Raw genomic sequence first — 26,002 nt, 5'->3', positions numbered from 1 at the left:
CATCTAAAACCTTACCTTTGCAAATTCTCATACGGCTGATCGCTGTTGGGTTACCATAGAAAAGGATGAAGAAAGTTGCATTTTATACATTGGGCTGTAAGTTGAATTTCTCTGAAACATCAACCATAGGCCGTTTATTTACCGACGCCGGATATGCTGTAGTGGATTTTACAGATGCGGCGGATGTATATGTAATCAATACATGTTCTGTAACAGAACATGCAGATAAGAAATGTCGTAAGGTTGTAAAAGAAGCCTTAAAATATTCACCCAATGCCTATGTTACCATTGTTGGCTGTTATGCACAGCTAAAACCAACAGAAATTGCAGAGATTGAAGGTGTGGATATGGTGTTGGGCGCTGCAGAAAAGTTCAGAATTGTTGAATTTATCTCCGATCTGACGAAACAACCAAAGGCAGTAGTTCATCAACAAAACATAGAGAAAGTAAACCATAATTTTATTGCGGCTTATTCTATTGGTGATCGCACCCGTACCTTTTTAAAAGTACAGGATGGTTGTGATTATCCTTGCACCTATTGTACCATACCATTGGCACGCGGCGGCAGCAGGAGTGACACCATCGAAAATGTAATCAATCGTGCTCAGCAAATTGCCGAAAGTGGTGTTAAAGAAATCGTATTGACAGGTGTAAATCTGGGCGATTTTGGTATCCGGAATGGACAGCGAGAAGATAAGTTCTTCGATCTGGTAAAAGCGCTTGATGAAGTTGAAGGTATTGAAAGGATCAGAATTTCTTCTATTGAACCGAATTTGCTAAGCAACGAGATCATTGAATTTGTGTCAACCTCAAAAAGGTTTGTGCCTCATTTTCATATTCCATTACAATCCGGTTCCAATAAAATATTGGGACTAATGAAAAGACGTTACCAACGTGAACTATATACTGAACGCGTTGCCAAAATAAAAGCCGTAATGCCAAACTGCTGTATTGGTGTCGATGTAATTGTGGGCTTCCCGGGTGAAACACATGAAGACTTTCTGGATACTTATCAGTTCCTGAATGAACTTGATATTTCATACCTGCATGTCTTTACATACTCTGAACGTGAGCAAACTGAGGCCGCCGAAATGAAAGGCTGCGTTGCAGGAAGTGCACGTGCAGACCGCAGTAAAATGCTTCACATCTTATCAGATAAAAAGCGCAGAGCCTTCTATCAGTCGCAGTTAAACACGATTGGTGAAGTTCTTTTCGAAGACGATCAGAAGAACGGATTTATGCATGGTTTTACTAAGAACTATGTGAAAGTAAAAGCAAAGTACGATCCCGTAATGGTTAATGAAATCAAAACCGTTAAACTGGTCGAGCTTACTGCTGATGGAGAGGTAGAAGTTGCAGAAACACAAGAAGTATTAGCGCATTAATCTTATATTCGCATAAAACTTTTTTTATTTTATGTTTCCAACCGTATCTCATTTTATAGCATACCTTTTTGGTATACAGGTTCCGCTTCCGTTTAATACATTTGGTGTTTTTGTTGCTTTGGCATTTATTGCAGGTTACTGGGCTTTTACCAAAGAATTTAAGCGTAAAGAAGCACTTGGTATCCTTCATCCGGTAAAGAAACTAGTTACGATTGGTAAACCTGCCACTATAGTAGAAATTGGTTCTAATGCGGGTTTTGGCTTTCTTATTGGCTATAAATTGGTTTATGCATTGCTAAATTATCAACTTTTTGTAAGTGATGCCCAAACGGTACTGCTTTCTGCCAAAGGAAATATCCTGGGTGGTTTGTTTTTTGCAGGCTTATTCGCCTATTGGGATTATCAGGAAAAAAATAAAGTAAAACTAGATAAGCCTAAAACAGTAGAAGTTACTCAGCATCCTTACGAGCTGATGGGCACACTGATTGTTTGGGCTGCGGTATGGGGCTTTTTAGGCGCTAAAATATTTGATAATCTGGAGCATTGGGATTCCTTTGTAGCAGATCCTATCAATAGCCTGCTTTCTTTTAGCGGTTTAACATTTTATGGTGGATTGATCTGCGGCGGAGCTGCAGTACTGTATATTGCTCATAAAAATGGCATTAAAGTATTGCACATGTTGGATATCGGTGGACCGGGAATGATGCTTGCTTATAGCGTTGGCCGTATTGGTTGCCACATGTCAGGTGATGGCGACTGGGGTATCACAAACTTAAATCCTAAGCCATTTTCATGGCTTCCAGACTGGCTTTGGGCTTATACTTATCCAAATAATGTAGCTAACGAAGGTGTACACATACCCGGATGTGTTGGTAAGTTTTGTAATGAGTTGGCTCAACCGGCATATCCAACACCTCTTTATGAGGTTATCGTTTGCTTTATCTTGTTTTTGATTTTATGGAAAATCCGCGACCGTATTAAATCGCCGGGTATGATGTTTGGAATTTACCTGATGATGAATGGTGTAGAGCGTTTCTTTATCGAGCTGATCAGGGTAAATACGAAGTACAATGTTGCAGGTATACACTTTACACAGGCAGAATTTTTATCTTGTGTGATGTTCATATCTGGCTTGCTTCTTGTGGTCAATGCAGTAAAAAACAAAGAAAAATTAGCCAACTATTAAAATCTACCCGATTTGGATTACGAAATATTGTGCTCAAAGGTTATTGCTATAGCCCGGCTTACAGGTAATTTTATCAGAAAGGAATCCATGAACTTTGATGCGAAAGCAATTGAGTACAAGGGGCTGAATGATTTGGTGTCTTATGTGGATAAGACTGCTGAAAAACAATTGGTCAGGAATTTAGCTAAAATCCTTCCGGAAGCCGGTTTTACTACAGAAGAAAAAACAACCAGTCGTAAGGGCGCAGTGTACAACTGGATTATTGATCCACTTGATGGTACCACTAACTTTATTCATGGATTACCTACTTATTCCATTAGTATCGCTTTGTATGAAGAAGATAAACCGGTAATTGGGGTGGTTTATGAGATTACCAGAGGCGAGATGTTTTATACTTATCAAGGCGGTGCTGCTTATTTGAATAACAAGCCCATCACCGTTTCTTCACGTCCTAAGTTGTCGGACTGTTTGTTGGCTACAGGCTTTCCTTATTATGAATTTGACAAGCAGGCTCAGTACATGCAGCTCTTTTCTGAAATGATGCGCAGGTGTCATGGATTAAGAAGGATTGGATCTGCTGCAGTAGATCTTGCATATGTGGCTTGTGGTCGCTTTGATGCCTATTTCGAATACAACCTGAACTCATGGGATGTTGCTGCCGGCGCATACCTTGTACAGCAGGCAGGCGGACAGATCATGAACTTTAGTGGAGGTGATGAGTTTATTAAGAAACGAGAGATTCTAGCTACCAATGGGTTGCTTGATGAGGAACTGCTGGAGCTGATGAATAAGCATTTTAACTAAAAAGGGTTCATTTTTATATGAACCCTTTTTAGTTATCCGTTATTAAAGACTTTCTACAAAGCTTCTGAAACTACTTCTTTCACTTCAGGAACCATACGTTGTAATAAGTTCTGAATTCCCGATTTAAGTGTGATGGTAGAAGAAGGGCATCCACTGCAAGAACCTCTCAGTTCTACGGTTACTACACCTTCATCAAATGATTTATAGCTAATTGCGCCACCATCCTGTTCAACCGCAGGGCGAACATAATCGTGCAGGATTTGCTGAATTTTAATTTCCAATTCAGTTCCTTCAAAAGCAGGTGCTTCGGCCGAAGTGTCTTCTTTTATTTTGTATTCAGATTCAACTGCTCCTTTTACAAATTCCTTCAAAATAGGCTCAATATCTGCCCATTCTGCATCTTCTGTTTTGGTGATAGTTACAAAGTTACTTGCAAAAAAAACACCATTCACGAAGTTGAATTTAAACAATTCTTTTGCAAAAGGAGAGTGCTCAGCACTTTCTTTAGTTGCAAAATCTTCGCTGCCATTGATCAATAATTTATTGACCATGAATTTCATTGTAGCAGGATTTGGTGTTTGTTCTGTATATACGTTGATCGTCATTGTCTTATTTTTTTATACAAAAGTAAATAATTCATAGATTCAATTCTCTTTTACAGGTGTCTGTTTTAGGTCATTATATCTTAAATCATTATTAAAACACACCTGTGTAGTTAAATGGTGTGATTTGCTTTAGTTCTTCTTTAATCTCATCGCTCACATTTAGGCCGTCAATAAAATCAGCCATAGTCACTGCAGTAATTTTTTGGTTGGTACGGGTTAAATCTTTAAGTGCCTCGTAAGGGTTTGGATAAGCTTCTCTTCTAAGGATGGTTTGTATTGCTTCTGCTACCACTGCCCAGTTGTTTTCCAGGTCGGCCGCAATTGCATCGTTGTTTAATAAAATCTTATTTAAACCTTTTAATGTAGAAGAGATTGCAATCACTGTATGTGCCATTGGTACGCCTATATTTCTGAGTACAGTAGAGTCTGTTAAATCTCTCTGCAGACGGGAAATAGGTAGTTTAGCTGCGAAGAATTCGAATAAAGCATTGGCAATGCCTGCATTACCTTCTGCATTTTCAAAATCAATTGGGTTAACCTTATGTGGCATAGCCGATGAACCTACTTCACCTTCTTTTATTTTTTGCTTAAAATAGTTCTTAGAGATATAGGCCCAGATGTCTCTGTCCATATCAATAATGATGTTGTTAATTCTTTTCAAGGCATCACATTGTGCTGCAAACTGATCGTAATGTTCAATTTGTGTAGTGTGTTGTGCGCGGGATAAACCTAAAGCTTCATTTACAAAGCGATTAGAGAAATCTATCCAATTGATTTTTGGATAAGCAATGTGGTGTGCATTGAAATTTCCTGTTGCACCGCCAAATTTGGCACTGTTTGGAATGGCTTTGAGGTTATGTAGTTGAATTTCCAGGCGTTCAGCAAATACAAGGAATTCTTTACCCAATTTAGTAGGAGAGGCCGGTTGTCCATGCGTATGGGCCAATAATGGCACATCTTTCCATTCGTTAGCCAACTCTCTTATTTTGGCAATTAATTGAGCAATAGAGGGATAATATACTTCGTTTAGGGCTAATTTAAAGGTGTAAGGGATAGCGGTGTTGTTAATGTCCTGAGAAGTTAAGCCAAAATGAATAAACTCTTTGTAGCTTTCTAATCCAAGAAGGTCGAACTGTTTTTTAATAAAATATTCAACAGCTTTCACATCATGGTTAGTTATTTTTTCAGTGTCTTTAACCTCCTGAGCATGTTCATCGTTAAATTGTTCATGAATTAAATGGAGTTTAGGGTAGTTTGCTTTGTCAAACTGATCTAGTCCGGGTAATCCTGCTTCACACAAAGAAATGAAGTATTCAATTTCTACATAGACTCTGTATTTAATTAATGCAGATTCCGAAAAATATTTAGAAAGGCTGTGGGTTGTATTTCTATAACGCCCATCAACCGGAGAAATAGCTTGAAGTGGAGATAAATTCATGAATGTAACGGTTTTTACAATCACAAAGGTAACATTATTAGCCGTTTTTAGGAATTATGGGGGAGCGAAATTGAATTATAGCGCAATAAAAAAAGGCCTTGGGAAACCCAAAGCCTTCTTTATAAAGTCTAATTTAGCTTAGTGAGCTGGTTTAGCTTCAGGAGTAGTAGCTTTAGCTACAGTATCTTTTTTAGCAGCAGTATCAGTAACTGTAGTATCAACTGTAGTTACAACAGCAGAAGTATCAGTTAAAGTAGTATCTGCAGATTCACCAGTTTTTTCAGATGATTGACAAGCTGCTACTGATAAAGAAATTGCTAAAGCTAAAAAGCCAAATTTAAATGCGTTTTTCATTCTAATTTTATTTTAAATAATTAATTAATTTTTACTGATTAATACCTGAAAGTTTAAAAGGTAACCCAGTGATTTCAAAAAAAAGTAAAATTAATTTAATAAAAATGCTTTTTCTTTGTATTGTGCTGTTTTACAATCGGATAAGTTTTTCAGGTCCTAATTCCGAGCCGCAAATATATCATCATTTCTTTATTGTTCTCAAATTTATTTTCTTTTTATTTTAATAATATTCGTTTTGTGTTTGTAATGAGTGTGATATGTGCCCAAGCTGAGTTCATAGTAACTCCGCCTTCCTAATGCAATCCGAGCGCGGTGAGTCCGCCTTTTTACTGGAAAAAGGCGGACTCACCGCGGACTCATGGCGGACTCACTGTGGATTCACACGAGGAGCATATTGAACTCTGACAGTACTTATCAAACACTTATCATCGCTGTTAATTTATGTTTTAATAGATAATAGCAATAAAAAATATTTTTTTTAGTTAACATTGGGTTACCATTCACGTATAAAGGTATTAATTGGTGAGTAATAAGTTAAGCAGTTCAGTTCCAACAGATAGAGAGGTTGTTTTAGGGATACTAAATAACTCAGAAGAAGCGCTAAATAAGTTGTATACGGGGTATTTTCCGATGATTTTACAATTTATTCTGAATAATAACGGTGACGAGGATGATGCAAAAGACGTGTATCAGGAAGGGATTATTGTTTTATACAATAAGATTAAAAGCGGTAATTTTGAATTAAGCAGTAAACTAAAAACCTACATATATTCAGTTTGTAGACGAATTTGGTTAAAGAAGCTTTCACAGCAAAGCAAAAAAACAAATGATGTCACAGACTTTGATGATTTGATATCAGTTGAGGAGGATGTGGAACAGCACGAGGAGAAGGATCTGCAGTTTGAAAAAATGCAATCAGCTTTGCTTCATCTGGGCGAACCCTGTAAAACGATTATTCAGGATTTTTATTTAAATAACCTTTCAATGCAGAATATCTGTGAGAAATTTGGCTATACCAATACGGATAATGCCAAAACACAGAAATATAAATGCCTTCAAAGGTTAAAGAAATTATTTTTTCAATCTTAATACTGATATGTGGAACGAGATAGAGTTAGAAGGTATAATTGAGGATTACCTGAATGGTAAACTGAACGATGAAGAAGCAAAAGCTTTTGAGGAATTGTGTTTAAAAGATCCTTCGGTTGATCATAAAGTGGTTGCTCATAAAGTATTTTTGCAGTCATTAAACGATTATGCTGCAATTTCTGATCTGAAAAATAAAATGAATCAGGCGCATGCACAGATTGATGTAGACACTTTAAGTAAACAGTTAGGTCCACATCCATCATTCATTGTAAATATTTGGCGTAAAAATAAGGCAGCAATTGCTGTCGCTGCCTCATTTATCTTGCTAACTGTAGTTACACTTTATTCGATACAACAAACTACTCAGCAAAGTGGAAGCGTGGAGTTGGTGAGCAGAGAGCTGGCTAAGATTAAAAATTCTCAGAGTAACCTGATCAGAAAAATAAACTCGAATAATGCAAGCAAGAATTTGAAGCCTGCTAATTTTGGTGGTACCGGATTTGCATTAACCGCTAATGGTTATATTTTAACAAATTTACATGTCGTTGCAGATGCGGATTCTGTGTATGTTCAGGATAGCAAAGGCAATTCATTTAAAGCGGTTGTAAAACGTAAGGATTCGCAATACGATCTGGCGATTCTTAAAATTGAAGATGAATCATTTAGTCCCCTATCTAATTTGCCATATAGATTAAAGCAAAATGTGATCGGAATGGGCGAGTCAGTATATACATTAGGTTTTCCTAAAGATGATGCTGTATACGGACAAGGTTATGTAAGTTCTAAAACAGGTTATAATGGTGATACTACGCAGTATCAGGTATCGATTCCGGTTAACCCAGGTAATAGTGGCGGCCCTCTATTGGATCGTGATGGTAATATCATTGGTGTAATTAGTGCCAAGCAGAATCAGGTTGACGGCGCTACATTTGCTGTTAAATCGAAATATATTCAAGAGGCATTAAACTCTATTCCTAATGATTCTTTAGGGAGAAGGGTAGCATTTAGCAAAAGAAGTTCACTGCAAGGCTTAAGCAAGCCGAAGCAAGTTGATAAAATAAAGGATTATGTATTTATGATCAAGGTTTATAAATAATAGTTCTTCTTTAAAAGAATTGAAACCCCGAAACTATGTACTAGTTTCGTTTATCCCCTTAAATCGTGTATTTGAGGGGGTTTTTATTTAAAAGGGAAAATATGAAGAAATATATATAGATCAGGCCAGTTATATTATTGTAGTGTGACCATAGTTAAAAGATGCAATTTCAGTGATAACATCAATTATGTCTAAGTTGCTTAAAAACTTGATTTTTTTAAAGATTGTTTTATTGCTATAACCTATAGTAAAATTTAACTTATATTGATTGTTTTTATTTAATTTATGAAATAACTATGGCAAGAGGAATTTTTTTTAGTTGCGAAGATGTGCATTTAACTATTGATTTTGGCACTTATGCATTGTTGATGTACTATTCTATGTTAACCAATTATCCTAAAGCACAGAAGTTGTTTGATGCAACATTAACTGAATGGCAATTTAGGATTGAATATGATCTTCCAAGGGATAGCTTTACATCTAGTGATATCGATGCCCATTTTGTACCATCTGAAATACAAGAGTCCATCGAATTTATAGATAATGAAGTAATTCCAGCTCTAAATAATGAAACTCAGGATTTGATAGTTAAATATGGCGGAAGGGATAGATTCAGTGATACAATCAATGGCAGTGCCGATTTTATCGGTGCTTTGGGAATTGAAGATGATGAGTTTTATTATGATGCCCCAGAGTCGCTTATAGGGATAATTACAAGTCTCAAAGAATTTTTTCAATATGCATCGTTGGTAAATAGACAATACAAAATATATGTGCATTAAATACAATTCCTAAAATGGAAATAAAATATTAACCTACTTAAGGGATAATCCTGATGCTTATCCTAATGACCCCAATTATAAAAGTTCAATTGAACCGATTTCCTTGGAAGAGATTTCTCAATTGGAGCAACTATTTAATAATAACAACTCTTTTCCGAAAGCATTAAAGGAATTGTTGTTTTTGGCAGGTGGGGACTGCTATGTGGTGCTTCAATAATGCCATTGCCACCAGAAAGCATCATTTCATATTTAAAGCAGCTATTTCTGTAATATTTTGGATCTGAACCGCAGCACTTTAAAAATCGTGCTCAATAACCTGCTTTAAATGGTTCTCTAAGTGATGAACATAATTGCTAATCAAAAATCCAATGATATGATTATTTTTAAATATTAAATAATGATATCAAAGTGTTTTATTATAGACTTAAGCTCAGGAGTCCAATAGATAAAAATTATTATCTTGGTTGCTTAAAGAAAATCTATGAAACGCCTTTTCATGCCAATTTTTCACCTAGATCTGACATCTAGGTTAGTAGCAAAACTAATTCTACTGTTGCCACTTTTCATTTCCTCTTTATTCTCTTATGGTCAAAGAGTGCCATATAGAGAGGGTAAGCTCTGGGGATTGGCAGATACTTTAGGGAAAATTGTAGTGAGTCCATCATATACAGAAATAACACCAGCTGGAAACTATGTATATGGAAATACGACAGGTAACTATTTCATTGTAAAGCAAAATGAAAAATTTGGAATGTTAAATAATGATCGTATCATCATGTCTCCCAAGTACCAAAGGCTACATGCCGATTCTGTATTTATAAAGGAAACGGTCAGCAAATACAGTCAGTTTAAGCTCTACAATTTAAGAGGCGAACTTTTATTGAAAGACACAGTGAATTCCATAGAGAGTTTAGGAATTCAAAGTTATCATTTGTACCTGATTTATACGTCTGGTGGTGCAGGTATATTTTGGTATAATACGAAAAATCAAACTATCCAGCAATGGGTAAGTAGGGGACTAAAAGGTGTAACAATTTATCCGAATAAAGATATTTTTATAAAGTCCAAAAAATATAAAATTGTTTTAGATCCTCAGATAAATAATTTTAGCATGATACCTGTAAATGATAATAGTAAAGAACCACTGATAAGAGGAGATGTTATGCCTGTTGATGGATTATATTATGGGAGTAGTTCGGAAGCTGTGACTCAAAGGGTGAACAGCGACTTTATGATTAAGATCTTTTCATTTGCAATTAGGGCTAACAAAATCAAATTGATTACTAGTTTACAAAAGTATAATTCGGACTATAACAGAAAGATAGACAGTATGGATTTTAATATAAACTACCAAAAGGCGTTTATTGGAAAATATGATTCAGAAAAAATCATCCCACATCATTTCAATATTGATGTAACGAAGGTTGATACTAATAATGTTTACTCAAACTACATTAAATACACTGAAGGAGGTAAGTATGGAGTTATTGCTTCATATAAAATCATACCTGCAGTTTATGATACGCTGGAATATTTTAGCAACGGACTAAAAAAGAACTATTTTATAGTAGGGAAGTATTTGAAGGGGACTAGTCAGATAAAATGGGGGATAATCAACTCGGATAATGAAATGGTATTGCCTGTTATTTACGATGAGATTAGCCGAAAACATACAGGAGATTTCTGGATGCTTAAAATAGAAGGTAAGTATGGTTTGGCTAATTATGCTGGCAAAATAGAATTTGAGGCTAAATATGACAGTATCGTCTCAAGGGATTCCTTCTATTCCACATTCTTCATATCAGATAATAATAAGTATGGATACATTAATCCGTATGCAAAATGTTTTCCTGTACTCCCATATAAAATTAGTGGGTATAAAGAAAATGGGAATTATATCACATTCTCGTTAGTAGATGAGAAGGAGAATCCATTAGGTTATGGAGATAAAAAAGGTTTTTTATACTTCAAGTAGTCTTACTTGTTTATTGCAGTATAATTCATCTGTATGGGGCACAGTGTCTTAAATTTTTAAGCAAAAAAATATAAAAAATATTTTTTGAAATTGGCTTTTCAAATGAGCTAAAAAACCAAATTTCAGAACCCAAAAATGCCCTTGGTTTGCGAAAAGGGTACCACGTCCCTGGGTAAAAAAGGGGGGGCATTATGGAGGAAGAGGATACGGAGGACTACCGTAATAAATCAGGGTTCCAAAAAAAAACATGTTAATGAATTAATTCTGTAGTCCATTTAACCTTAATTATTAGAGGGTGCCAACCATTATCAGGGTGTCATATACAACGATAAGATTGCAGTAGGAGCATGTAAAAATCATATGCATTTTAAGATAATCGTTCAATTAAAACATTGTCCCATAAGCTATAAATAAATTACATTTTAATGAGTATTAGTATAGCTAATAGGTTGCTTAGCTTAGCCCTAGTTGGGCAGAATAATAAAATGCCCTGCACTTCGACCGTCATAAACCATGATGGTTTAGCTGCCTTTTAGATTCATTATAATCATTGTTGTAGAAATAAAAATAACTCCTAAATACCTTATTATAAAGTTTTTCATTCCAGATATCAAAGCAGAATGCTGAAGTGGTGCCTAGTTTTCTATAAATATTTAATAATTTTTGATGGATCATTGGTTCATCCACTTTTAAACAGCGGATGCCCAGAAAAAACATATCATTTTGATCAGATGATTCCTTCTCCAAGTCAAAGTGAAGTACTCCCGGTTTGCTGGACAGCTATAGGTCAAACTTAAGATTATTTAGGACACTTTTTTATTATTTTGATAGAATACCTCATTTGGCGTAAGATCGTCCATTGACCGATGCCTTCGTTCATTGTTATAAAATTCCACATACCGTTTTATACCCTGGAATAATTCCATACCACCGTTAGGTGGGTTAAGATAAATATACTCCTGTTTCAAAGATCTCCAGAATCGCTCAATGAACACATTATCCAAGGCTCTTCCCTTGCCATCCATAGATATACTTACATTACTGTCTTTAAGTGCTTTAGTGAAGATCGGACTGGTGAACTGTGAGCCTTGATCCGTATTAAATATACCAGGTGTACCATGTTCTTCAATGGTTTCAAGCAGTACATCTCTGCACCATTCTACGGTCATGGTATTTGAAATGCTCCATCCGACAATCTTTCGGCTGTACACATCAATAATGGCAAACATATACATGAAGCCTCTGAACATGGGAATATAAGTGATATCAGCCTGCCAAACCTGGCCCGGCCGATCTATTTTCAAGCCTTTCAGCAAATATGGATATTTATGGTGTGCCGCATTAGCCTTGCTCAGGTTCTTTTTAGGATAAATTGTCCGCAGGTTCATCACACGATAAAGACGACGTATACGCTTGTTATTCACATGACATCCCAAATCTTTGTTAAGATACGCAGTCATCCGGTCCACGCCGTAAAACGGGCAGTCAAGAAACTTACGGTCAATCAAATTCATTATCGACTGGTTGAACAGCGACTCGCCTTTAGGCTTGAAATAATAGCAGCTGCGCTGCAAGTTCAGTAGCTTGCACTGACTGGCAATACTCAGCGCCTGGTGCTCCGGGGAAATAAGGCTACGCCTTTCAATTATACTCATTTCCCCAAGACTTTTTTTAGGAAATCAACCTGGATCTGAAGTTCGCCAATCTTGGAGTACAGTTCCTTCTCTTTAGATTCTTCCTTTTCATCTGGTTTCTCTGAACCAAACACCGTATCGGCTTTCTCAAGAAATTCACGCTTCCACGCGGTGATCTGTGTGGGATGGAGACTGTATTTGGACGCAAGTTCTTGCATGGTACTACTTTCCTTAATTGCTTCAAGCACCACTTTGGTCTTGAAAACAGAACTGAATTTTCTACGCTCTTTTTTCATTTTCAACTGTTAAATTTATGAATTTAATCAGCTGTCCAATATTTGGGGAGTATTATAAAGTAAACAAAAACCTGTTCATCAGATGTACTGTGAAAAACCTCAACATCATGGTTCTGTTGATTATTATACTTAGTTTTTAGTATTTCAAAATCAACCTGTACATTGAGTGTTTTCAGAATTTCTGATAACTCTGAGCCATCTAGGTTTGTCTTCCAATATGAGTCTTCACTGTTGAAAAATTCATAAAAACATGCATGGAAATAAAATTCAACATAGTTCTTAGAGGAGTCTTTCCCACTGCGATGGAGATCTATTTTTTCTCTAATCTCTAATTCAGTCATTTCGATGCATACCTTTTCTAACTGCTACTTGTATTCCTACAGCCAATATACACACTATTATCATTGAAACTATAGATACACTTAACAATCGTTTTAAGAGGAATGACCGAGGTACATATTAATACTGAATTTTTTAATGCCATTTATTGCATGAATCCTGTCAAACCATCTTTGTGGGCATAATAACAGCCCTGACTAAATAAGCGAGATAAATTTTTGTTGTCAATCCATGGGTATTGGTTTAACATGAAGTTTTTAAAACTTTCTTTTAGTTGGCTTTCTTTTATTGTTTCTTCTTTATCAAATATGTCAGCTAGTGACTTATAGATAAATTCATGTCCGATTCTCATTGCTTCTGTACATTTTAAATTATACTCTTAAACATTGTGTTGTATTGGGTTTAAAAGCTTTAATGGGTAGAAAAAGATAAGAGAAAAACAAAACGGAACTTAGTGTGATATCCTTTTGATAATCCTTTCTTTAATGTCAATGAGGAATGGAAATATAATTAAGACCGTTAGGACTAGCTGTAGCATATATAGTATTCGGCTTTTCCATGATAAAATTTTGAAAATGTTCTGATCCTGCTGCACACTTTTCATGAAAGTATCATATGCAAATTGACTCAGAGGTAAACCTCTATCTTTTACTAGATTTTTATTTTTATCGATCCTCTCAATATTGCTGTCTATTTTAGAAATATGAGATTTAATGATATCGATTATATGCTCTTTTGATGGTGAATATGGGGTATCGAAATATTTGATAAAAAAGGTTCTATTTTGATCTCTATCGTTTATTTCGATACTTTGATTGTTTTTAATAATCGATAGTGAATAGTTGTATCCTTCATTTGGATCTTTTGGGGGCTTTATTGGGTCGATTGGAATTGGGGTCGTCCACCTATTCAACTCCAGTGCCATATCACCAGATGTTAACTCATAAGTTTTAATTCTATTGGTTTTTACTAGAAATGGAATTGGGTACCTATCTTTTTCAGATATTTTTAGTTTGTTTCTTGCTAGATTGGCAAGAGACTCCATGCAATGAGTTTTTTCGAAGATAAGCTTATGTCTAATTTTGTCAAATGCATCGTATTCGTCTTTGATTTGATATTTGTTGATGTCTTCGTCAATAATAAAAGAGCTTTTATCATACAGATACAGGATGTAATGCATTGAACCAACAAAAAAGGATGTGCTAATTAGTAATGACAGTACAAAAATTATATATACTATCAGGCTGTTTTTTAATAAAGTTCTATACTTTTTGCGAAGCAAAAACAGTATTGATGATATGATGAATGTGAAACAAAGAATAACCCATGTGGATTCATTGGTTATCTGAGGATAAAGATAATAGTAAGTGTTATCATGGAATTTAGATATTACAAAAGCACATGCTAATGCTAAGAAAATTATGCCGAATGAAATCAATTTCGGTTTAATCTGTTGTCTACTACTAGAAGAGCGCATAAGTTTAATTTTGATATTGAGCTGTAAAATGAAAGAAACTAGAGATTCTGTGCATTTAACATACAATTTTAAGCCTAAGTATCATTTCTGTAAAGTTATAATTTCTCAGAGGAAAATAATTTTAAAGCCTTCTATCATTAAATTTATTCATCAAAATAACAAATTTGTCCGCTTGCTTGCCTTTTAGCTTTGAATGGATATTATTCGGAATGAATGGATGGCCACCTAGGTCCCATGTGATTGTTGAATTTGTATTCCAAAGCTTCTGTAGCTCTTCAGATGACTCCATTACTAATAAATCGAATAGTCTTTGGAATTCTTGTTTTTGTGCTAATGTTAATTCTGGTTTTTTGATCATATTCAAATATAACATTTAGGAGTATAATACGGGAATTGTATATGGTAACTAGCCAATGCACAGAAAATAACAAATAAGGGTACATGATTTTTTGTAACATTGTTCCCATGCATGGTTTTCGGCAAGATTGAATGGGAAAATAAACTGTGCTCAGTTGGCAGGAAAATTTTTGTTCAAAAGGGTGGCGTATTAGATAGGTCAACTGGTACAATTGAAACAGATAAAAAATTCTTATTAAAGCCAAATTCTCAAATGATTGCCAAGGAGCTTAAAAAAGGGCTTACAATTAGACAGGTAGCTAAATTGACTGATTCATCAACCAAGACTGTAATGAAAGTTAAAAAGCTTTTACTGGATTCGCACATGATTCTATAAGACGTACTTCCTCTTTATTCTTAATCCGTGAAATTATGCAAACATCAATTCTTTAACTGGCAATGCATCCAATGAATTTGATGTGGTGATTTTGTGCTGATTTTTTCAATAAATTAGTGTAAAATTCTATTTGGATAAAAAGCGTGCTAGCCAACAGGAGCATGTTACATTTAATTCACTAATCAACAGAATGGAGATATTTAGAGTAAACAATACACAAGGAAATTTGATTTTCGACCTATTTGACCAATACAGAGTATTTTACAAACAAGAATCTGATATTAAATTGGCTGAGGATTTTATTCAGGCGAGATTGGATAATAATGAATCTGTAATTTTTGTAGCAGTAATAAATGACAAGTCAAAACCAGTCGGATTCACCCAGCTATACCCCAAATATTCATCCGCACGTGCAGTTAAAAATTGGATACTAAATGATTTATATGTTGCGAAGGAACACCGCAAGCAAGGAATTGGCGAAAAACTTATAAAAATGGCAATGGCTTTTGCTAAAGAAAATAATGCTAAGTTCGTTGAACTCTCAACAGCAATTGACAACTATACCGCACAAAGTCTATATGAGCAGATAGGTTTTGAGATCCAAAATCCAGAAATCGATTTCTATACTTATAGAATTAGTTTGACATAGATTAGAATTACTAAACGTAAGCTGTAGGATTTACAGACCAGAAATCATCTTTTTATTAAAGAAACTTGACCTAAGTGATAGTAGCTGTGTTCAATAACACCTTCAATATTTCGCAAATAGCTTCCATATTTTTCATTAACAAATGGCTGATCCAGCAGATTATCTGGTAATTGCTCAACTTTATGTGCAAATTTTTCGGAGTATACGCCAGAAGAGTTTTACAGTATCTACAGCAAAGATGAATATACAAATCATAGAATTTCAGTCATCTTAGAGAATATTGTGATACGTGACCCTATTGGAGGAATTGAAGCAGGACATAAACAATTACAAAAATTAAAGGGTAAAAACAGAGCGGATGAATCAGTTTTAGAAGTCAAACTTGAAGCCTTTGCAAAAAAGGCTATAGATTATTACAGCCAAAAAAATATTAAACGAAGTTAGATTGGTATAAGGTTATTTTGTAAATTTAATCGTGTATTTAAGATCTTGAAAAAAGGGGAAAAATATTTTTTTACAATTTTTAAAACCCTGTTTAAAGCACTTTAAATACATATTTTAAAATTAGGAAACACCAAAGAGTCTTGATTTTTTGAAATTAAACTTATTCACTAGTTTCGGGGTTTCTTTTTATATAAAACTTTCAATATGGACTTTGGAAAAGTAGCAGTAAATGAGCTTGGATCTGTAGATTTTACACTGCCTGAAGATGGGAAGCAGACTGCCATAACACTTTCGGGAACTAAAGCAGTTAAAGATCCAGCATTTTACATTGGTTGTGCAAAATGGGGTCGGAAGGAGTGGTTGAATATGATTTATCCTCAAAAAACCAAGGAAGCTAATTTTTTGGATGAGTATGTAAAACACTTTAATTCTATCGAGTTAAATGCTGTTTTTTACAGTATTCCCAATGCCGAGCTGATCCGCAAATGGCGTGTTAAGGCTGAAGATAATGCCAGTAATGGCTTTTTATTTTGTCCTAAATTTTCCAGAACCATCAGTCATATTAAAAGGTTAAAAGATGCAGAGGTACCTACTGATCTTTACCTGACAAGTATTCATGAGTTCGGACAGTTTTTAGGTCCTTGCTTTTTGCAATTGGGCGACAACTTTGGTCCTAAAAACTTTGATGTACTGGAGAATTACATTAAACACCTTCCTGTAGATTTAGAAGTTTTTGTGGAATTGAGACACGAGGACTGGTTTTGGGACGCGGCTGCGAGAGCTCAGCTTTTTGAAATGCTGGCGAGATATAAAAAAGGAGCTGTAATTACTGATGCCAGTGGCAGAAGAGATTGTGTGCATATGGAACTGACTATACCCGAAATATTTATCCGCTTTGTTGGAAATGGTCAGGAACATAAAGATTCAGATTTCGCAAGAATTGATGACTGGGTAGTCAGAATTAGAACCTGGTTGGATAGGGGATTAGAAAAGGTATATTTTTTTCTGCACCAGCATGATGAAAAGGATACACCGATTCTTGCCAATTATACGATTGAACAATTTAATAAACATTTAGGCGCTAAGATTGCACCCATTAAATTTATAAATGATCCTAATGATATGACAAAACAAAGAGAATTATTTTAAATAGTATACTTAATTTGTAGACATTATTTGTTACCTTGTAATCGTAATTATTTACACGTAAAAATATAAAATTATGAGTTTAAGAATAGGGGACGCAGCTCCCAATTTTAAGGCACAAACTTCTATCGGTGATATTGATTTCTATGAATTCTTAGGAGATAGTTGGGGAGTTTTATTTTCTCACCCTGCTGATTATACTCCTGTATGTACTACTGAATTAGGACGTACTTCTGCATTAAAGGGGGAGTTCGAAAAAAGAAACGTTAAGGTATTGGCACTTAGTGTGGATTCTGCGGAATCGCATAAAGGCTGGATTAAAGATATTAATGAAACTCAAAATACCAATGTTGAGTTCCCAATTATTGCAGATGAAGATAAAAAGGTGGCAGATCTTTATGATATGATTCATCCAAATGCATCTGAGACATTAACTGTACGTTCATTGTTCATTATCTCACCTGATAAGAAAGTAAAGCTGATGTTGACTTATCCGGCTTCTACCGGACGTAATTTTAATGAAGTATTAAGAGTGATTGATTCTTTACAGCTTACTGCTAATTATAGCGTGGCTACACCTGCTGATTGGGAAGATGGAGAGGATGTAGTTGTTATGAATAGTATTAAAACGGAAGATATTCCGGCTAAGTTCCCTAAAGGACATACAGTAATTAAACCATATTTGAGGATGACACCTCAACCAAACAAGTAATCTCCTTTTAAATTACTGAATAGGCTTTCCTTACCTGAAAGCCTATTTTTTTTTGTCCTGAATTTTTACCACTCATCCGTCAGATACTGCAAGTCGTCGGCTTTTCATTTGCAATCCATCTGCTGCTGCACATATTTGATCATGATTTCAAAACAGCAGGTCATGAAAAATATATCGCTTACGCTCTTAATGATCTTCACGGCAGCTTGCCTTCAGGCGCAGACCCGTATCAGTGGTTCAATCAAAACTTCGAAAGGTAAAGCTATAACAAATGCCAGCATCAGCATTAAAAACAGCTACGACGGCGCATCCACAGATAGCGCTGGTCACTTCGACTTTAGCACTACAGAAAATGGAATTCAAATGCTGATGTTTTCGGCGCTGAACTTTGATGCGGATTCCCTGCAGATCAATATAACAGGCAAAGTCATGACGCTTAATCTGTTGATGAAAGCCGCTGTCAACGAACTGGAAACGGTAAAGATCAGCGCCGGCATATACACCACCGGCGATGCAAAAAAAGGCGCAATATTGGGATCTGTAGATATCGCTACGCTGGCCGGATCCCGGGCTGATATTATCGCAGCAATGCAAACCCTACCCGGAGCGCAACCAGCCGGGGCCGAAACGGGTCTGTTTGTTAGAGGAGGTACCGCTGCAGAGACGAAAACATATTTTGATGGCATGCTTGTAAAAAGTCCGTTCAACGCAACCGTACCTGATCAGGCTTCCAGAGGTCGGCTGTCCCCTTTCCTGTTTAAGGGCACTTCATTTTCTTCAGGAGGTTATTCTGCCCAATATGGGCAGGCACTAAGTTCTGCGCTTGTGCTGGAGAGTACAGATTTGCCAGAGAAAACAACAACGGGAATCACTGCACTTACAGTGGGTGGAGGTATAGATCAGAACATAAGATTTAAAAATAGTGCGCTTATACTAGGTGGTTATTACTACAATCTGGTCCCGCAGTACAGTATTTTCAAACAACAACAAAACACTTTTGTAAAGATACCTGAACAAGGTGGTGGTAGCATACAGTACAAAGCTAAAACATCTGAGACTGGAATGTTTAAATTCTACGCGGCATATGGAGCCGCTGTAGTGAGCCTATATAGTCCAAATATTGATGTACCAACCTCTCCGAGCTACTTTAGCAACGATAATAGTAACGTTTATATGAACAGCACCTATAAAGACTACCTGAACAGTTCATGGAAAATTGAAGCGGGTGTTTCCTATAACCGGGATCGTGATGCGGGCTTAATGACTGTAAACAACTACAAACGTGTTGACAAACTATTAGAAGGCAAGGCTACACTGACACATTATTTCGGGCGTCTTTCTAATCTGAAATTTGGTTTGGAAACATTTAATATCGGCAGAACGGAAAGCTTGAATACCTTAGGCCGGTCCTACACAGATCAGTTGAGTTCGGCATTTGCAGAAACAGACGCGTATTTAAGCAGCAGACTGGTAGCAAGAATAGGACTACGTACTGAGTACTCAAGTTATCTTGTCAGATATAACCTGGCACCTCGTGTTTCTTTAGCCTACAAAACCACAACTTCATCACAGGTTTCATTTGCGTATGGTCGATTTTTCCAGAATCCGGAAGACGGTTATCTGATTCAAAAGCCACTTGACTATGAGCAGGCAGACCATTACATCTTAAAGTATGAACTTAACCTGGCCGACAGGCTGTTGAGAGTTGAAGGTTATTATAAGGATTACGCGAACCTCACTAAAGTGAATGGTACTTCGTTAGATAATTCCGGTTATGGCTATGCACGTGGATTTGAGCTCTTCCTGAAAGACAAGAAAACGATTCCTAACGGAGATTTCTGGATATCCTATTCCTTCCTGGATAGCAAAAGGGATTTTGCGGATTATCCTATGCTCGCCAGGCCATCGTTTGCGGCAAAACACACGCTGTCTGTAGTAGGGAAACAGTTTATACCCAAGCTGAATTCACAGATTGGTGCAACATACGTTTTTGCTTCCGGGCGTAGCTATGTAAATCCAAACAATCCCGTCTACCTGAGCGATATGACCAAAAGTTTAAACAACCTGAGTTTGAGTTTGAGCTACCTGACGCATGTACTCAAACAGTTCAGCGTATTGTATGTAAACGCCAGTAACGTAGCCGGTTTCAAGAACATCTATGGTTACAAGTATAGTACCGACGGACTTAACCGCCGTGCAATACAACCCTCGTCACGCAGGGATATCATTTTAGGGATTATTATGACAATCGGTGATGACAACTTCGTACGCTAAATCAAAAATAATATAAACCTTTAAAAACAACGACATGAACACATTAACAAAAACGCTGACTTTAGCTTTAGTAGCTTTCAGTCTGAATACCTTTGCACAGAGTGCGACAGAGAAATTTCAAATGGGCATGAAAAAAGGTCTTGAGATGCTGGAAAGTGCTAAGGGCACTGATGGCTTCAGCAGTACCGCAAACTATTTTGACCGCGTTGCACAGGCCGAAGTAAAGCAATGGACGCCATTTTACTATGCAGGATATAGTAATTTAATTGCCGGACTAACAACTACCGACAAGGCGATTAAAGATCAGTATCTGGACAAGGCACTTTCGGAGATCGATAAAGCAGATGCACTTTCGCCTGATAACAGCGAGATCTATGCTTTAAAGGGGTATGTGCAGTACATTAAGCTGAGTATTGACCCGCAATCGAGACTAGCGATGATGAGTGCTTCTGCCGCTTCTCTGGCCAAAGCCAAAGCCTTAAATCCTGAGAATCCAAGAATCTATCTGATCAGCGGGCAGAATATTTTCTATACCCCTGAAGCATTTGGTGGTGGTAAGGCAAAAGCTAAAAGCATTTTAGAAACCGCATCGGCAAAATTTGCTATATTTAAACCGGCTACGCCCATTGAACCAAACTGGGGTGCTGATCGGGCAAAAGAGTTATTAGCGCAAATTAAATAATCTGATGAAGGACAATTGCAGTACGGAAACCGATAGCAGAAGAATTGAAGTCTTCAGAAATCCTGGTTTTTTTCAGCGCAATCTAACCTATCTGTTGATCGGGTTTGGTATAGGTTGTGTACTATCTGCGTTAATCTCCGTGTTTAGCGGGCATTTTATCGGGTTCCGTTCTGTAAGTTATGAAATACTATTCAGCGTAATCATCTCGCTGGCCATCGGCAACAGCGTCTATCTTTCGCAAAAACTATTGAAATTCAACAGGGATCAGATCTGGTTGTTTATTATCTTGTATTACGCCAGCAGCCTTGCTGCCATGCTGTTAGCTATAGAATCCATTTACTTTATCAAATGGTTGCTATTCAACGAACCTTACCAGCTGTTTCATCCCCATGATTATCTCGTAAGTTCCATGCTTGTCGTGATTATCTGTACTATTTTCTATATCTACAATTCGCAAAAGGCCCGGCTGCATGCAAGAATCAGAGAAAGGGATCTTGATGTATTGAAGTTAAGGCAGATGAAAACTCAGGCGGAACTTGCAACACTACAATCGAAAATCAATCCCCATTTTCTGTACAATGCATTGAACGCTATCGCAAGCCTGATTCACGAACAGCCTGACCAGGCCGAAGACATGACATTAAAGCTGAGCAAACTGTTTAGATATAGCATCAATAACAATCAGGACGACCTCGTAACAGTGGCAGAGGAAATGGAAATCGTGAGCACTTACCTGGATATTGAGCAGATTCGTTTTGGTGATCGGATCAGTTTTATATTAGACATCGACCCTGCACTGAAGCAGGAAAGGATTCCCCGGTTTCTGATACAGCCGCTGATAGAAAACGCTTTGAAGCATGGCCTGAAAGACATCGCAGCGGGAGCTGAGTTGCGGATTACGATCCGTAAAGATAGTCGGCTGGTGATTGCCATTAGTGATAATGGCGCTCCCTTCCCTGATGAACTGAATATAGGTTATGGCCTGCAAAGTACTTTCGACAAGCTGAACTTGTTGTACGGATCAGCATATGAATTGCAGCTGCTAAACAAGCCCATAAAACAAATAGAAATAAAAATACCGATGCAGCATGGCTAAACAATGGAACGCTGTAATTATCGAAGATGAACCGCTGGCAAGGCAACGGTTGAAACGTCTGTTGGCCCAACATGAGACGATAAATATAATAGGCGAAGCCTCCAATGGTATGGAGGGACTGTTGTTAATCGAACTGCATAATCCCGATCTTGTTTTTCTGGATATTGAAATGCCAGTACTGAATGGCTTTGATATGTTGAGCAGGTTAAAGAAGGCACCAAAAGTAATTTTTACTACAGCCTATGATCAGTATGCCGTTAAGGCCTTCGAGGAAGAATCGATTGACTATCTCCTGAAGCCTGTTGAAAAAGAACGGCTTGCCAAAGCAGTTAGTAAATTACAGCAGTTTGAAGGTCTGTCTGACTACATCATTCCGCTCGATTTGCTCATGAAGCAGCTGAATGTAAAAAAGGAAGTTAAAACACTTACCGTAAAGATAGGCGATCGCATACTGCTCATAAAATTGCAGGAGCTGGCCTTCATCAACGCAGAGGAGAAGTACATATTTTTAAATACCGTTGATGGCAAATGCCACCTCACAGATTTTACCTTGTCTGGTTTGGAAGAAAAACTGCCTGACCAATTTGTGAGGATCAGCAGGGGCTGCATGCTTAATGCCGATCTGATCAAAGAGATCAGAAAAGGGTTTAACGGAGCTTTCTTTTTTATCATGAATGATAATGCAGGCAGCAAGCTAAACTCGAGCAGAAGCTACGGCCCAGCCCTGCGTGAACGTTTTGATCTTTAAAATGTTCTGAGATGTTGATGAACAGCTTGATGGACGTTACCCCAAAGACTTACTGAATGTATCTTCGAGTTCCTTATACTTATTCCTGATCCTTTTATTGAGCTCAGTTTCATTGGTAAGTTCGCCCAAGCCATTTAAAACGTACATCCCTATCTGAATATCTCTAAAAGACGCTTGCTGCTGTTGTACGGGTAATGAAGCGATATAGCTCAATTCCTGATCCAAAAACGAAGCTGTTTTGCTAGCTAACAAGTTCGCATCCTGTTGATTATTTAAGTTGTGAAGTATCCGGATAGATTCAAGCCTGTTCAACGTATCATGAATTGAATAGAGTTTTAATGGAAGTTCTTTAATGCTTTTTGTGATGATTTGTTGAGCCTGAGCTTTCTTGCCTTCCGAAATCAGGTTACTTGCAAGTGTATTTTGGAAAGCCCAGCTGTCGGTAGCAATCCTTCTGCTTTCCGGATCAAGATATTTTGCTTTATTAAAACCAGAAAAATCCATTTTATGTAAGGTATTGCTATACATGACATCAGAATTGGTCATTTCTGATTTATCACGGTTATCTTTAGGATCTCTTTTAAGCGGTAGCAAACGATAAGCATAGCCTTCCAGGTAAAGATATTTATCTAAGCCTATGTAAGTGTCTTCGGAGAGTGAAGAACCAAAATAGACAGGTCTTTCCCAGTTGTTAGTAACCAGTATATCAAATATCGCGAGGTCCGCTTTGCCCGCAAAATTCTTTTTAAAATCCCATTCCATTTGCGGTGCTATTTTGTCTTTATCTTTTGCCTGAATGTTATTTGTTTTAACCAGTTGATTGGCATCAATACTTAACTTTAACTTTTTGGTGGGCAGGAAGTTTTCAAATGAACCACCTTGCATTTCTACTTTATCGTCCTTATTGTCGGAGGTCAACACAGTAAGTAAATCTTTCAGTTCAACACTATCTTTAAAACCATAATCTATAAAGGGAAGATAATCACGAACACCTTTCTGATATTTATCCGCAGTCATAGCGATGGGTAGGGGGGCAGATTGGTTGGCCGGCGTTTTCATCTGATTGATATAATCACTGTCAGCTAAAAATTGGAGACAAACTACTCTTACATCAGTTCTGATCCCTTCAACCTCCTGGGCATACCATAGGGGGAAGGTATCGTTGTCGGCATTGGTAAATAGGATGGCATTTGGTGCGCAAGAATTGAGGTAATTGGCAGCCCAATTTAATGCCGTTTTTTTATCAGAACGGTCATGGTCGTTCCAACCTTGCATACCCATAATTACCGGCGCGGCTAATAGGCCTGTAATAGCGGCGACAGCCAGACTTAATTTCTGCGGTGCGATATGTGATAATGTTTCTTTGATGGCCAATACACCGAAGCCTATAAAAATAGTAAAAGCATAAAATGAGCCTACATAAGCATAATCTCTTTCGCGCACTTGCAATGGATCCTGATTTAAATATAGAATAATAGCTAGTCCGGTAAAAAAGAAAAGGGTGACAATGACCATCGTGATCTGTTTATTTTTTCGGTATAAAAAGATCAGCCCTGCAATACCTAAGAGCAGTGGTAAGCCAAAATAGATATTATTCCCTTCGTTGGCGGTGATGGATGGGGGTAACTTGCTTTGGTCTCCAAGTCTGACGCCATCCAGACTTTTAATTCCTGTAATCCAATTTCCTTCAGTTAAACTGCCTTGTCCCTGAACGTCATTTTGGCGACCAGCAAAGTTCCATAAAAAATAACGCCAATACATAAAGCCTACCTGGTAAGAGCTAAAGAAGCTTAGATTTTGGAAAAAGCCTGGGCTTTCATTTTCTTTGAGTCCCATCCAGTTCTTATAAAATTCTATATGTCTGGGTTTGTTGCTATAGGTCCGTGGAAAGAGCAGGTTTTTATCATAGCTTAATTGATAAGCCTTACCGGATTCTTCATATTTTTTAGCCCCTTTTCTATATTCAGTACCCGTTTCTTTAATTTCGGTTTGTTGCGCGTCGAAAGTTCTTCCATACAGTAAAGGGGTATCGCCGTAATTGGTGCGGCCCAAATAATTGAGTAAAGCAAATGGATTGTCTGGATTTGATAAGTTGATATTTGTTTTGGCATTGGCCCGGATCACAATCATGAAATACGAACTAAAACCAAAAAGGATGAAGGTTAGGCAAACCATTGCAAGATTAAGGTTGTATTTATGATGTTTAATCGAATAGGAAATGGTATAAGCAATAGAACAAGCTAGTATTGCAATAAATACCATCGCTCCCCAGCCAAAGCTAAAACCAAGAGTGTTTACAAAAAAGAGATCAAATTTTGCGGCCAGGAGTACCAGGTATTGTACAATTACAAATTGTACCAGTCCCACCAGAACACAGCCAACTGCAAAGGCCTTTATTGTACCAATTAAATTAGGCTTCGCTGTTTTTTTGAAATAATAGATCAATACAATTGCTGGAATAGCGAGCAGACTAAGCAGGTGAACACCAATGGAAAGGCCAACTAAAAAAGCAATGAGCACCAGCCAGCGATTATCCATATTGCGTTCCCATTTTAGGATGGCCCAAAATACAACGGCCGTAAAGAGGGTAGAAAGTGCATAAACTTCTGCCTCTACTGCCGAGAACCAGAAAGTATCTGAAAAAGTGTAAGCCAATGCGCCAGTTATTCCGGCAGCAATTACACTGAGAATTTGTAAGGAACTTTTTTCTTTAGGATATAGTTTTGAAGCCAAAGCGGTGATGGTCCAATATAAAAACATGATAGTCGCCCCGCTAGACAATACAGAACTGAAGTTTATCCAATAAGCTATTTTAGCGGTATTGCCCATAGCTAAGAGCGAGAACATCTTGCCAATCATTAAAAATAAAGGTGCTCCGGGTTGGTGACCTACTTCCAGTTTATTGGATGCCGAGAGAAATTCACCGCAGTCCCAAAAGCTGGCGGTAGGTTCCATAGTAAGCCAGTAAACAATACTTGCAAAGGCAAAAAGAATGAAGCCCGTGAGGTTGTTGATGCGTTGGTAGTTCTTCATGATTTAGGTTTTTGATTTATGGTTA

25 protein-coding genes are annotated in these 26,002 nt (G+C 37.1%); 15 read left to right on the top strand and 10 right to left on the bottom strand.

What is annotated here, in order from left to right:
* Positions 1-65: 65 nt before the first annotated feature.
* Genes mtaB through P0Y49_14545 form a run of 3 tightly spaced genes read left to right on the top strand, consistent with a single transcriptional unit; the run spans position 66 to position 3,375 of the window.
* Complete coding sequence (mtaB, locus tag P0Y49_14555; protein ID WEK18015.1) at positions 66-1,385, top strand: tRNA (N(6)-L-threonylcarbamoyladenosine(37)-C(2))-methylthiotransferase MtaB; 1,320 nt, start codon at positions 66-68, stop codon at positions 1,383-1,385.
* 31 nt (positions 1,386-1,416) lie between these two features.
* Positions 1,417-2,571 carry a prolipoprotein diacylglyceryl transferase gene (locus P0Y49_14550; protein ID WEK18014.1) on the top strand — a complete coding sequence of 385 codons (1,155 nt, stop codon included), beginning with the start codon at positions 1,417-1,419 and terminating at the stop codon, positions 2,569-2,571.
* Positions 2,572-2,583: 12 nt separating this feature from the next.
* Positions 2,584-3,375, top strand: a complete 792-nt coding sequence (locus P0Y49_14545; GenBank protein WEK18013.1) for an inositol monophosphatase family protein — start codon at positions 2,584-2,586, stop codon at positions 3,373-3,375.
* A 53-nt stretch (positions 3,376-3,428) separates the two neighbouring features.
* On the opposite strand, the gene P0Y49_14540 is transcribed toward P0Y49_14545, so the two are convergent.
* The 3 genes from P0Y49_14540 to P0Y49_14530 all read right to left on the bottom strand — a co-directional run bounded on the left by P0Y49_14540 (position 3,429) and on the right by P0Y49_14530 (position 5,772).
* The gene (locus P0Y49_14540) at positions 3,429-3,980 is read right to left on the bottom strand and encodes a NifU family protein (GenBank protein WEK18012.1); all 552 of its coding nucleotides are present in this window, start codon (positions 3,978-3,980) and stop codon (positions 3,429-3,431) included.
* A 91-nt stretch (positions 3,981-4,071) separates the two neighbouring features.
* Complete coding sequence (purB, locus tag P0Y49_14535; GenBank protein ID WEK18011.1) at positions 4,072-5,418, bottom strand: adenylosuccinate lyase; 1,347 nt, start codon at positions 5,416-5,418, stop codon at positions 4,072-4,074.
* A gap of 138 nt (positions 5,419-5,556) precedes the next feature.
* Positions 5,557-5,772: a hypothetical protein gene (locus P0Y49_14530; GenBank protein WEK18010.1), complete on the bottom strand. Its 216-nt coding sequence runs from the start codon at positions 5,770-5,772 to the stop codon at positions 5,557-5,559.
* 522 nt (positions 5,773-6,294) lie between these two features.
* On the opposite strand from P0Y49_14530, the gene P0Y49_14525 reads away from it, so the two are divergent.
* The 4 genes from P0Y49_14525 to P0Y49_14510 all read left to right on the top strand — a co-directional run bounded on the left by P0Y49_14525 (position 6,295) and on the right by P0Y49_14510 (position 10,714).
* Positions 6,295-6,861 (top strand): sigma-70 family RNA polymerase sigma factor, encoded by a 567-nt coding sequence (locus P0Y49_14525; protein WEK18009.1) that lies wholly within the window; start codon positions 6,295-6,297, stop codon positions 6,859-6,861.
* Positions 6,862-6,868: 7 nt separating this feature from the next.
* Positions 6,869-7,957 carry a serine protease gene (locus P0Y49_14520; GenBank protein ID WEK18008.1) on the top strand — a complete coding sequence of 363 codons (1,089 nt, stop codon included), beginning with the start codon at positions 6,869-6,871 and terminating at the stop codon, positions 7,955-7,957.
* A gap of 296 nt (positions 7,958-8,253) precedes the next feature.
* Positions 8,254-8,739: a hypothetical protein gene (locus P0Y49_14515; GenBank protein ID WEK18007.1), complete on the top strand. Its 486-nt coding sequence runs from the start codon at positions 8,254-8,256 to the stop codon at positions 8,737-8,739.
* Between the two features lie 481 nt (positions 8,740-9,220).
* Positions 9,221-10,714, top strand: a complete 1,494-nt coding sequence (locus tag P0Y49_14510) for a WG repeat-containing protein (GenBank protein WEK18006.1) — start codon at positions 9,221-9,223, stop codon at positions 10,712-10,714.
* An 803-nt stretch (positions 10,715-11,517) separates the two neighbouring features.
* Here the strand turns inward: P0Y49_14510 and P0Y49_14505 are convergent.
* From P0Y49_14505 to P0Y49_14480, 6 genes are all read right to left on the bottom strand, one after another.
* The gene (locus P0Y49_14505) at positions 11,518-12,369 is read right to left on the bottom strand and encodes an IS3 family transposase (GenBank protein WEK18005.1); all 852 of its coding nucleotides are present in this window, start codon (positions 12,367-12,369) and stop codon (positions 11,518-11,520) included.
* Positions 12,366-12,644 (bottom strand): transposase, encoded by a 279-nt coding sequence (locus P0Y49_14500; protein ID WEK18004.1) that lies wholly within the window; start codon positions 12,642-12,644, stop codon positions 12,366-12,368. The genes P0Y49_14505 and P0Y49_14500 overlap by 4 nt, the downstream gene beginning before the upstream one ends.
* A gap of 23 nt (positions 12,645-12,667) precedes the next feature.
* Positions 12,668-12,985, bottom strand: coding sequence for a hypothetical protein (locus P0Y49_14495; GenBank protein WEK18003.1), 318 nt, complete (start codon positions 12,983-12,985; stop codon positions 12,668-12,670).
* Positions 12,986-13,128: 143 nt separating this feature from the next.
* The gene (locus P0Y49_14490) at positions 13,129-13,335 is read right to left on the bottom strand and encodes a hypothetical protein (protein WEK18002.1); all 207 of its coding nucleotides are present in this window, start codon (positions 13,333-13,335) and stop codon (positions 13,129-13,131) included.
* 99 nt (positions 13,336-13,434) lie between these two features.
* Positions 13,435-14,028, bottom strand: coding sequence for a hypothetical protein (locus P0Y49_14485; GenBank protein ID WEK18001.1), 594 nt, complete (start codon positions 14,026-14,028; stop codon positions 13,435-13,437).
* Between the two features lie 553 nt (positions 14,029-14,581).
* Positions 14,582-14,818, bottom strand: a complete 237-nt coding sequence (locus tag P0Y49_14480) for a hypothetical protein (GenBank protein ID WEK18000.1) — start codon at positions 14,816-14,818, stop codon at positions 14,582-14,584.
* Between the two features lie 505 nt (positions 14,819-15,323).
* Between P0Y49_14480 and P0Y49_14475 the strand changes: the two genes are divergently transcribed.
* The 8 genes from P0Y49_14475 (at position 15,324) to P0Y49_14440 (ending at position 22,944) form a co-directional block, all read left to right on the top strand.
* Positions 15,324-15,842 (top strand): GNAT family N-acetyltransferase, encoded by a 519-nt coding sequence (locus P0Y49_14475; GenBank protein WEK17999.1) that lies wholly within the window; start codon positions 15,324-15,326, stop codon positions 15,840-15,842.
* 282 nt (positions 15,843-16,124) lie between these two features.
* Positions 16,125-16,286 (top strand): hypothetical protein, encoded by a 162-nt coding sequence (locus P0Y49_14470; protein WEK17998.1) that lies wholly within the window; start codon positions 16,125-16,127, stop codon positions 16,284-16,286.
* A gap of 204 nt (positions 16,287-16,490) precedes the next feature.
* Positions 16,491-17,435, top strand: coding sequence for a DUF72 domain-containing protein (locus P0Y49_14465; GenBank protein ID WEK17997.1), 945 nt, complete (start codon positions 16,491-16,493; stop codon positions 17,433-17,435).
* A 73-nt stretch (positions 17,436-17,508) separates the two neighbouring features.
* Positions 17,509-18,144, top strand: a complete 636-nt coding sequence (locus tag P0Y49_14460; protein ID WEK17996.1) for a peroxiredoxin — start codon at positions 17,509-17,511, stop codon at positions 18,142-18,144.
* Between the two features lie 162 nt (positions 18,145-18,306).
* Positions 18,307-20,418, top strand: coding sequence for a carboxypeptidase-like regulatory domain-containing protein (locus P0Y49_14455; protein WEK17995.1), 2,112 nt, complete (start codon positions 18,307-18,309; stop codon positions 20,416-20,418).
* Between the two features lie 34 nt (positions 20,419-20,452).
* A complete protein-coding gene (locus tag P0Y49_14450) occupies positions 20,453-21,100 on the top strand; it encodes a hypothetical protein (GenBank protein WEK17994.1) in 648 nt (215 codons plus the stop codon).
* 4 nt (positions 21,101-21,104) lie between these two features.
* On the top strand, positions 21,105-22,196 hold the full coding sequence (locus P0Y49_14445) for a histidine kinase (protein ID WEK17993.1): 1,092 nt from the start codon (positions 21,105-21,107) through the stop codon (positions 22,194-22,196).
* On the top strand, positions 22,189-22,944 hold the full coding sequence (locus P0Y49_14440) for a response regulator (GenBank protein ID WEK17992.1): 756 nt from the start codon (positions 22,189-22,191) through the stop codon (positions 22,942-22,944). The genes P0Y49_14445 and P0Y49_14440 overlap by 8 nt, the downstream gene beginning before the upstream one ends.
* Positions 22,945-22,980: 36 nt before the next feature.
* Here P0Y49_14440 and P0Y49_14435 read toward each other — a convergent pair whose 3' ends face one another.
* Positions 22,981-25,977: a DUF2723 domain-containing protein gene (locus P0Y49_14435; GenBank protein ID WEK17991.1), complete on the bottom strand. Its 2,997-nt coding sequence runs from the start codon at positions 25,975-25,977 to the stop codon at positions 22,981-22,983.
* Between the last annotated feature and the right edge of the window lie 25 nt (positions 25,978-26,002).

It is taken from the genome of Candidatus Pedobacter colombiensis, from assembly GCA_029202485.1.
In the GTDB taxonomy this organism is placed as follows: Bacteria; Bacteroidota; Bacteroidia; order Sphingobacteriales; family Sphingobacteriaceae; genus Pedobacter; species Pedobacter colombiensis.
Note: the sequence above shows the minus strand (reverse complement) of the source record. Positions and strands in the feature narration are given on the sequence as shown.

Coding starts and splice junctions, on each gene's coding strand:
- mtaB (WEK18015.1), top strand. CDS start 66: ATGAAGAAAGTTGCATTTTATACATTGGGCTGTAAGTTGAATTTCTCT.
- P0Y49_14550 (WEK18014.1), top strand. CDS start 1,417: ATGTTTCCAACCGTATCTCATTTTATAGCATACCTTTTTGGTATACAG.
- P0Y49_14540 (WEK18012.1), bottom strand. CDS start 3,980: ATGACGATCAACGTATATACAGAACAAACACCAAATCCTGCTACAATG.
- purB (WEK18011.1), bottom strand. CDS start 5,418: ATGAATTTATCTCCACTTCAAGCTATTTCTCCGGTTGATGGGCGTTAT.
- P0Y49_14530 (WEK18010.1), bottom strand. CDS start 5,772: ATGAAAAACGCATTTAAATTTGGCTTTTTAGCTTTAGCAATTTCTTTA.
- P0Y49_14520 (WEK18008.1), top strand. CDS start 6,869: ATGTGGAACGAGATAGAGTTAGAAGGTATAATTGAGGATTACCTGAAT.
- P0Y49_14515 (WEK18007.1), top strand. CDS start 8,254: ATGGCAAGAGGAATTTTTTTTAGTTGCGAAGATGTGCATTTAACTATT.
- P0Y49_14510 (WEK18006.1), top strand. CDS start 9,221: ATGAAACGCCTTTTCATGCCAATTTTTCACCTAGATCTGACATCTAGG.
- P0Y49_14505 (WEK18005.1), bottom strand. CDS start 12,369: ATGAGTATAATTGAAAGGCGTAGCCTTATTTCCCCGGAGCACCAGGCG.
- P0Y49_14500 (WEK18004.1), bottom strand. CDS start 12,644: ATGAAAAAAGAGCGTAGAAAATTCAGTTCTGTTTTCAAGACCAAAGTG.
- P0Y49_14495 (WEK18003.1), bottom strand. CDS start 12,985: ATGACTGAATTAGAGATTAGAGAAAAAATAGATCTCCATCGCAGTGGG.
- P0Y49_14490 (WEK18002.1), bottom strand. CDS start 13,335: ATGAGAATCGGACATGAATTTATCTATAAGTCACTAGCTGACATATTT.
- P0Y49_14485 (WEK18001.1), bottom strand. CDS start 14,028: ATGGAGTCTCTTGCCAATCTAGCAAGAAACAAACTAAAAATATCTGAA.
- P0Y49_14480 (WEK18000.1), bottom strand. CDS start 14,818: ATGATCAAAAAACCAGAATTAACATTAGCACAAAAACAAGAATTCCAA.
- P0Y49_14465 (WEK17997.1), top strand. CDS start 16,491: ATGGACTTTGGAAAAGTAGCAGTAAATGAGCTTGGATCTGTAGATTTT.
- P0Y49_14460 (WEK17996.1), top strand. CDS start 17,509: ATGAGTTTAAGAATAGGGGACGCAGCTCCCAATTTTAAGGCACAAACT.
- P0Y49_14455 (WEK17995.1), top strand. CDS start 18,307: ATGAAAAATATATCGCTTACGCTCTTAATGATCTTCACGGCAGCTTGC.
- P0Y49_14450 (WEK17994.1), top strand. CDS start 20,453: ATGAACACATTAACAAAAACGCTGACTTTAGCTTTAGTAGCTTTCAGT.
- P0Y49_14445 (WEK17993.1), top strand. CDS start 21,105: ATGAAGGACAATTGCAGTACGGAAACCGATAGCAGAAGAATTGAAGTC.
- P0Y49_14440 (WEK17992.1), top strand. CDS start 22,189: ATGGCTAAACAATGGAACGCTGTAATTATCGAAGATGAACCGCTGGCA.
- P0Y49_14435 (WEK17991.1), bottom strand. CDS start 25,977: ATGAAGAACTACCAACGCATCAACAACCTCACGGGCTTCATTCTTTTT.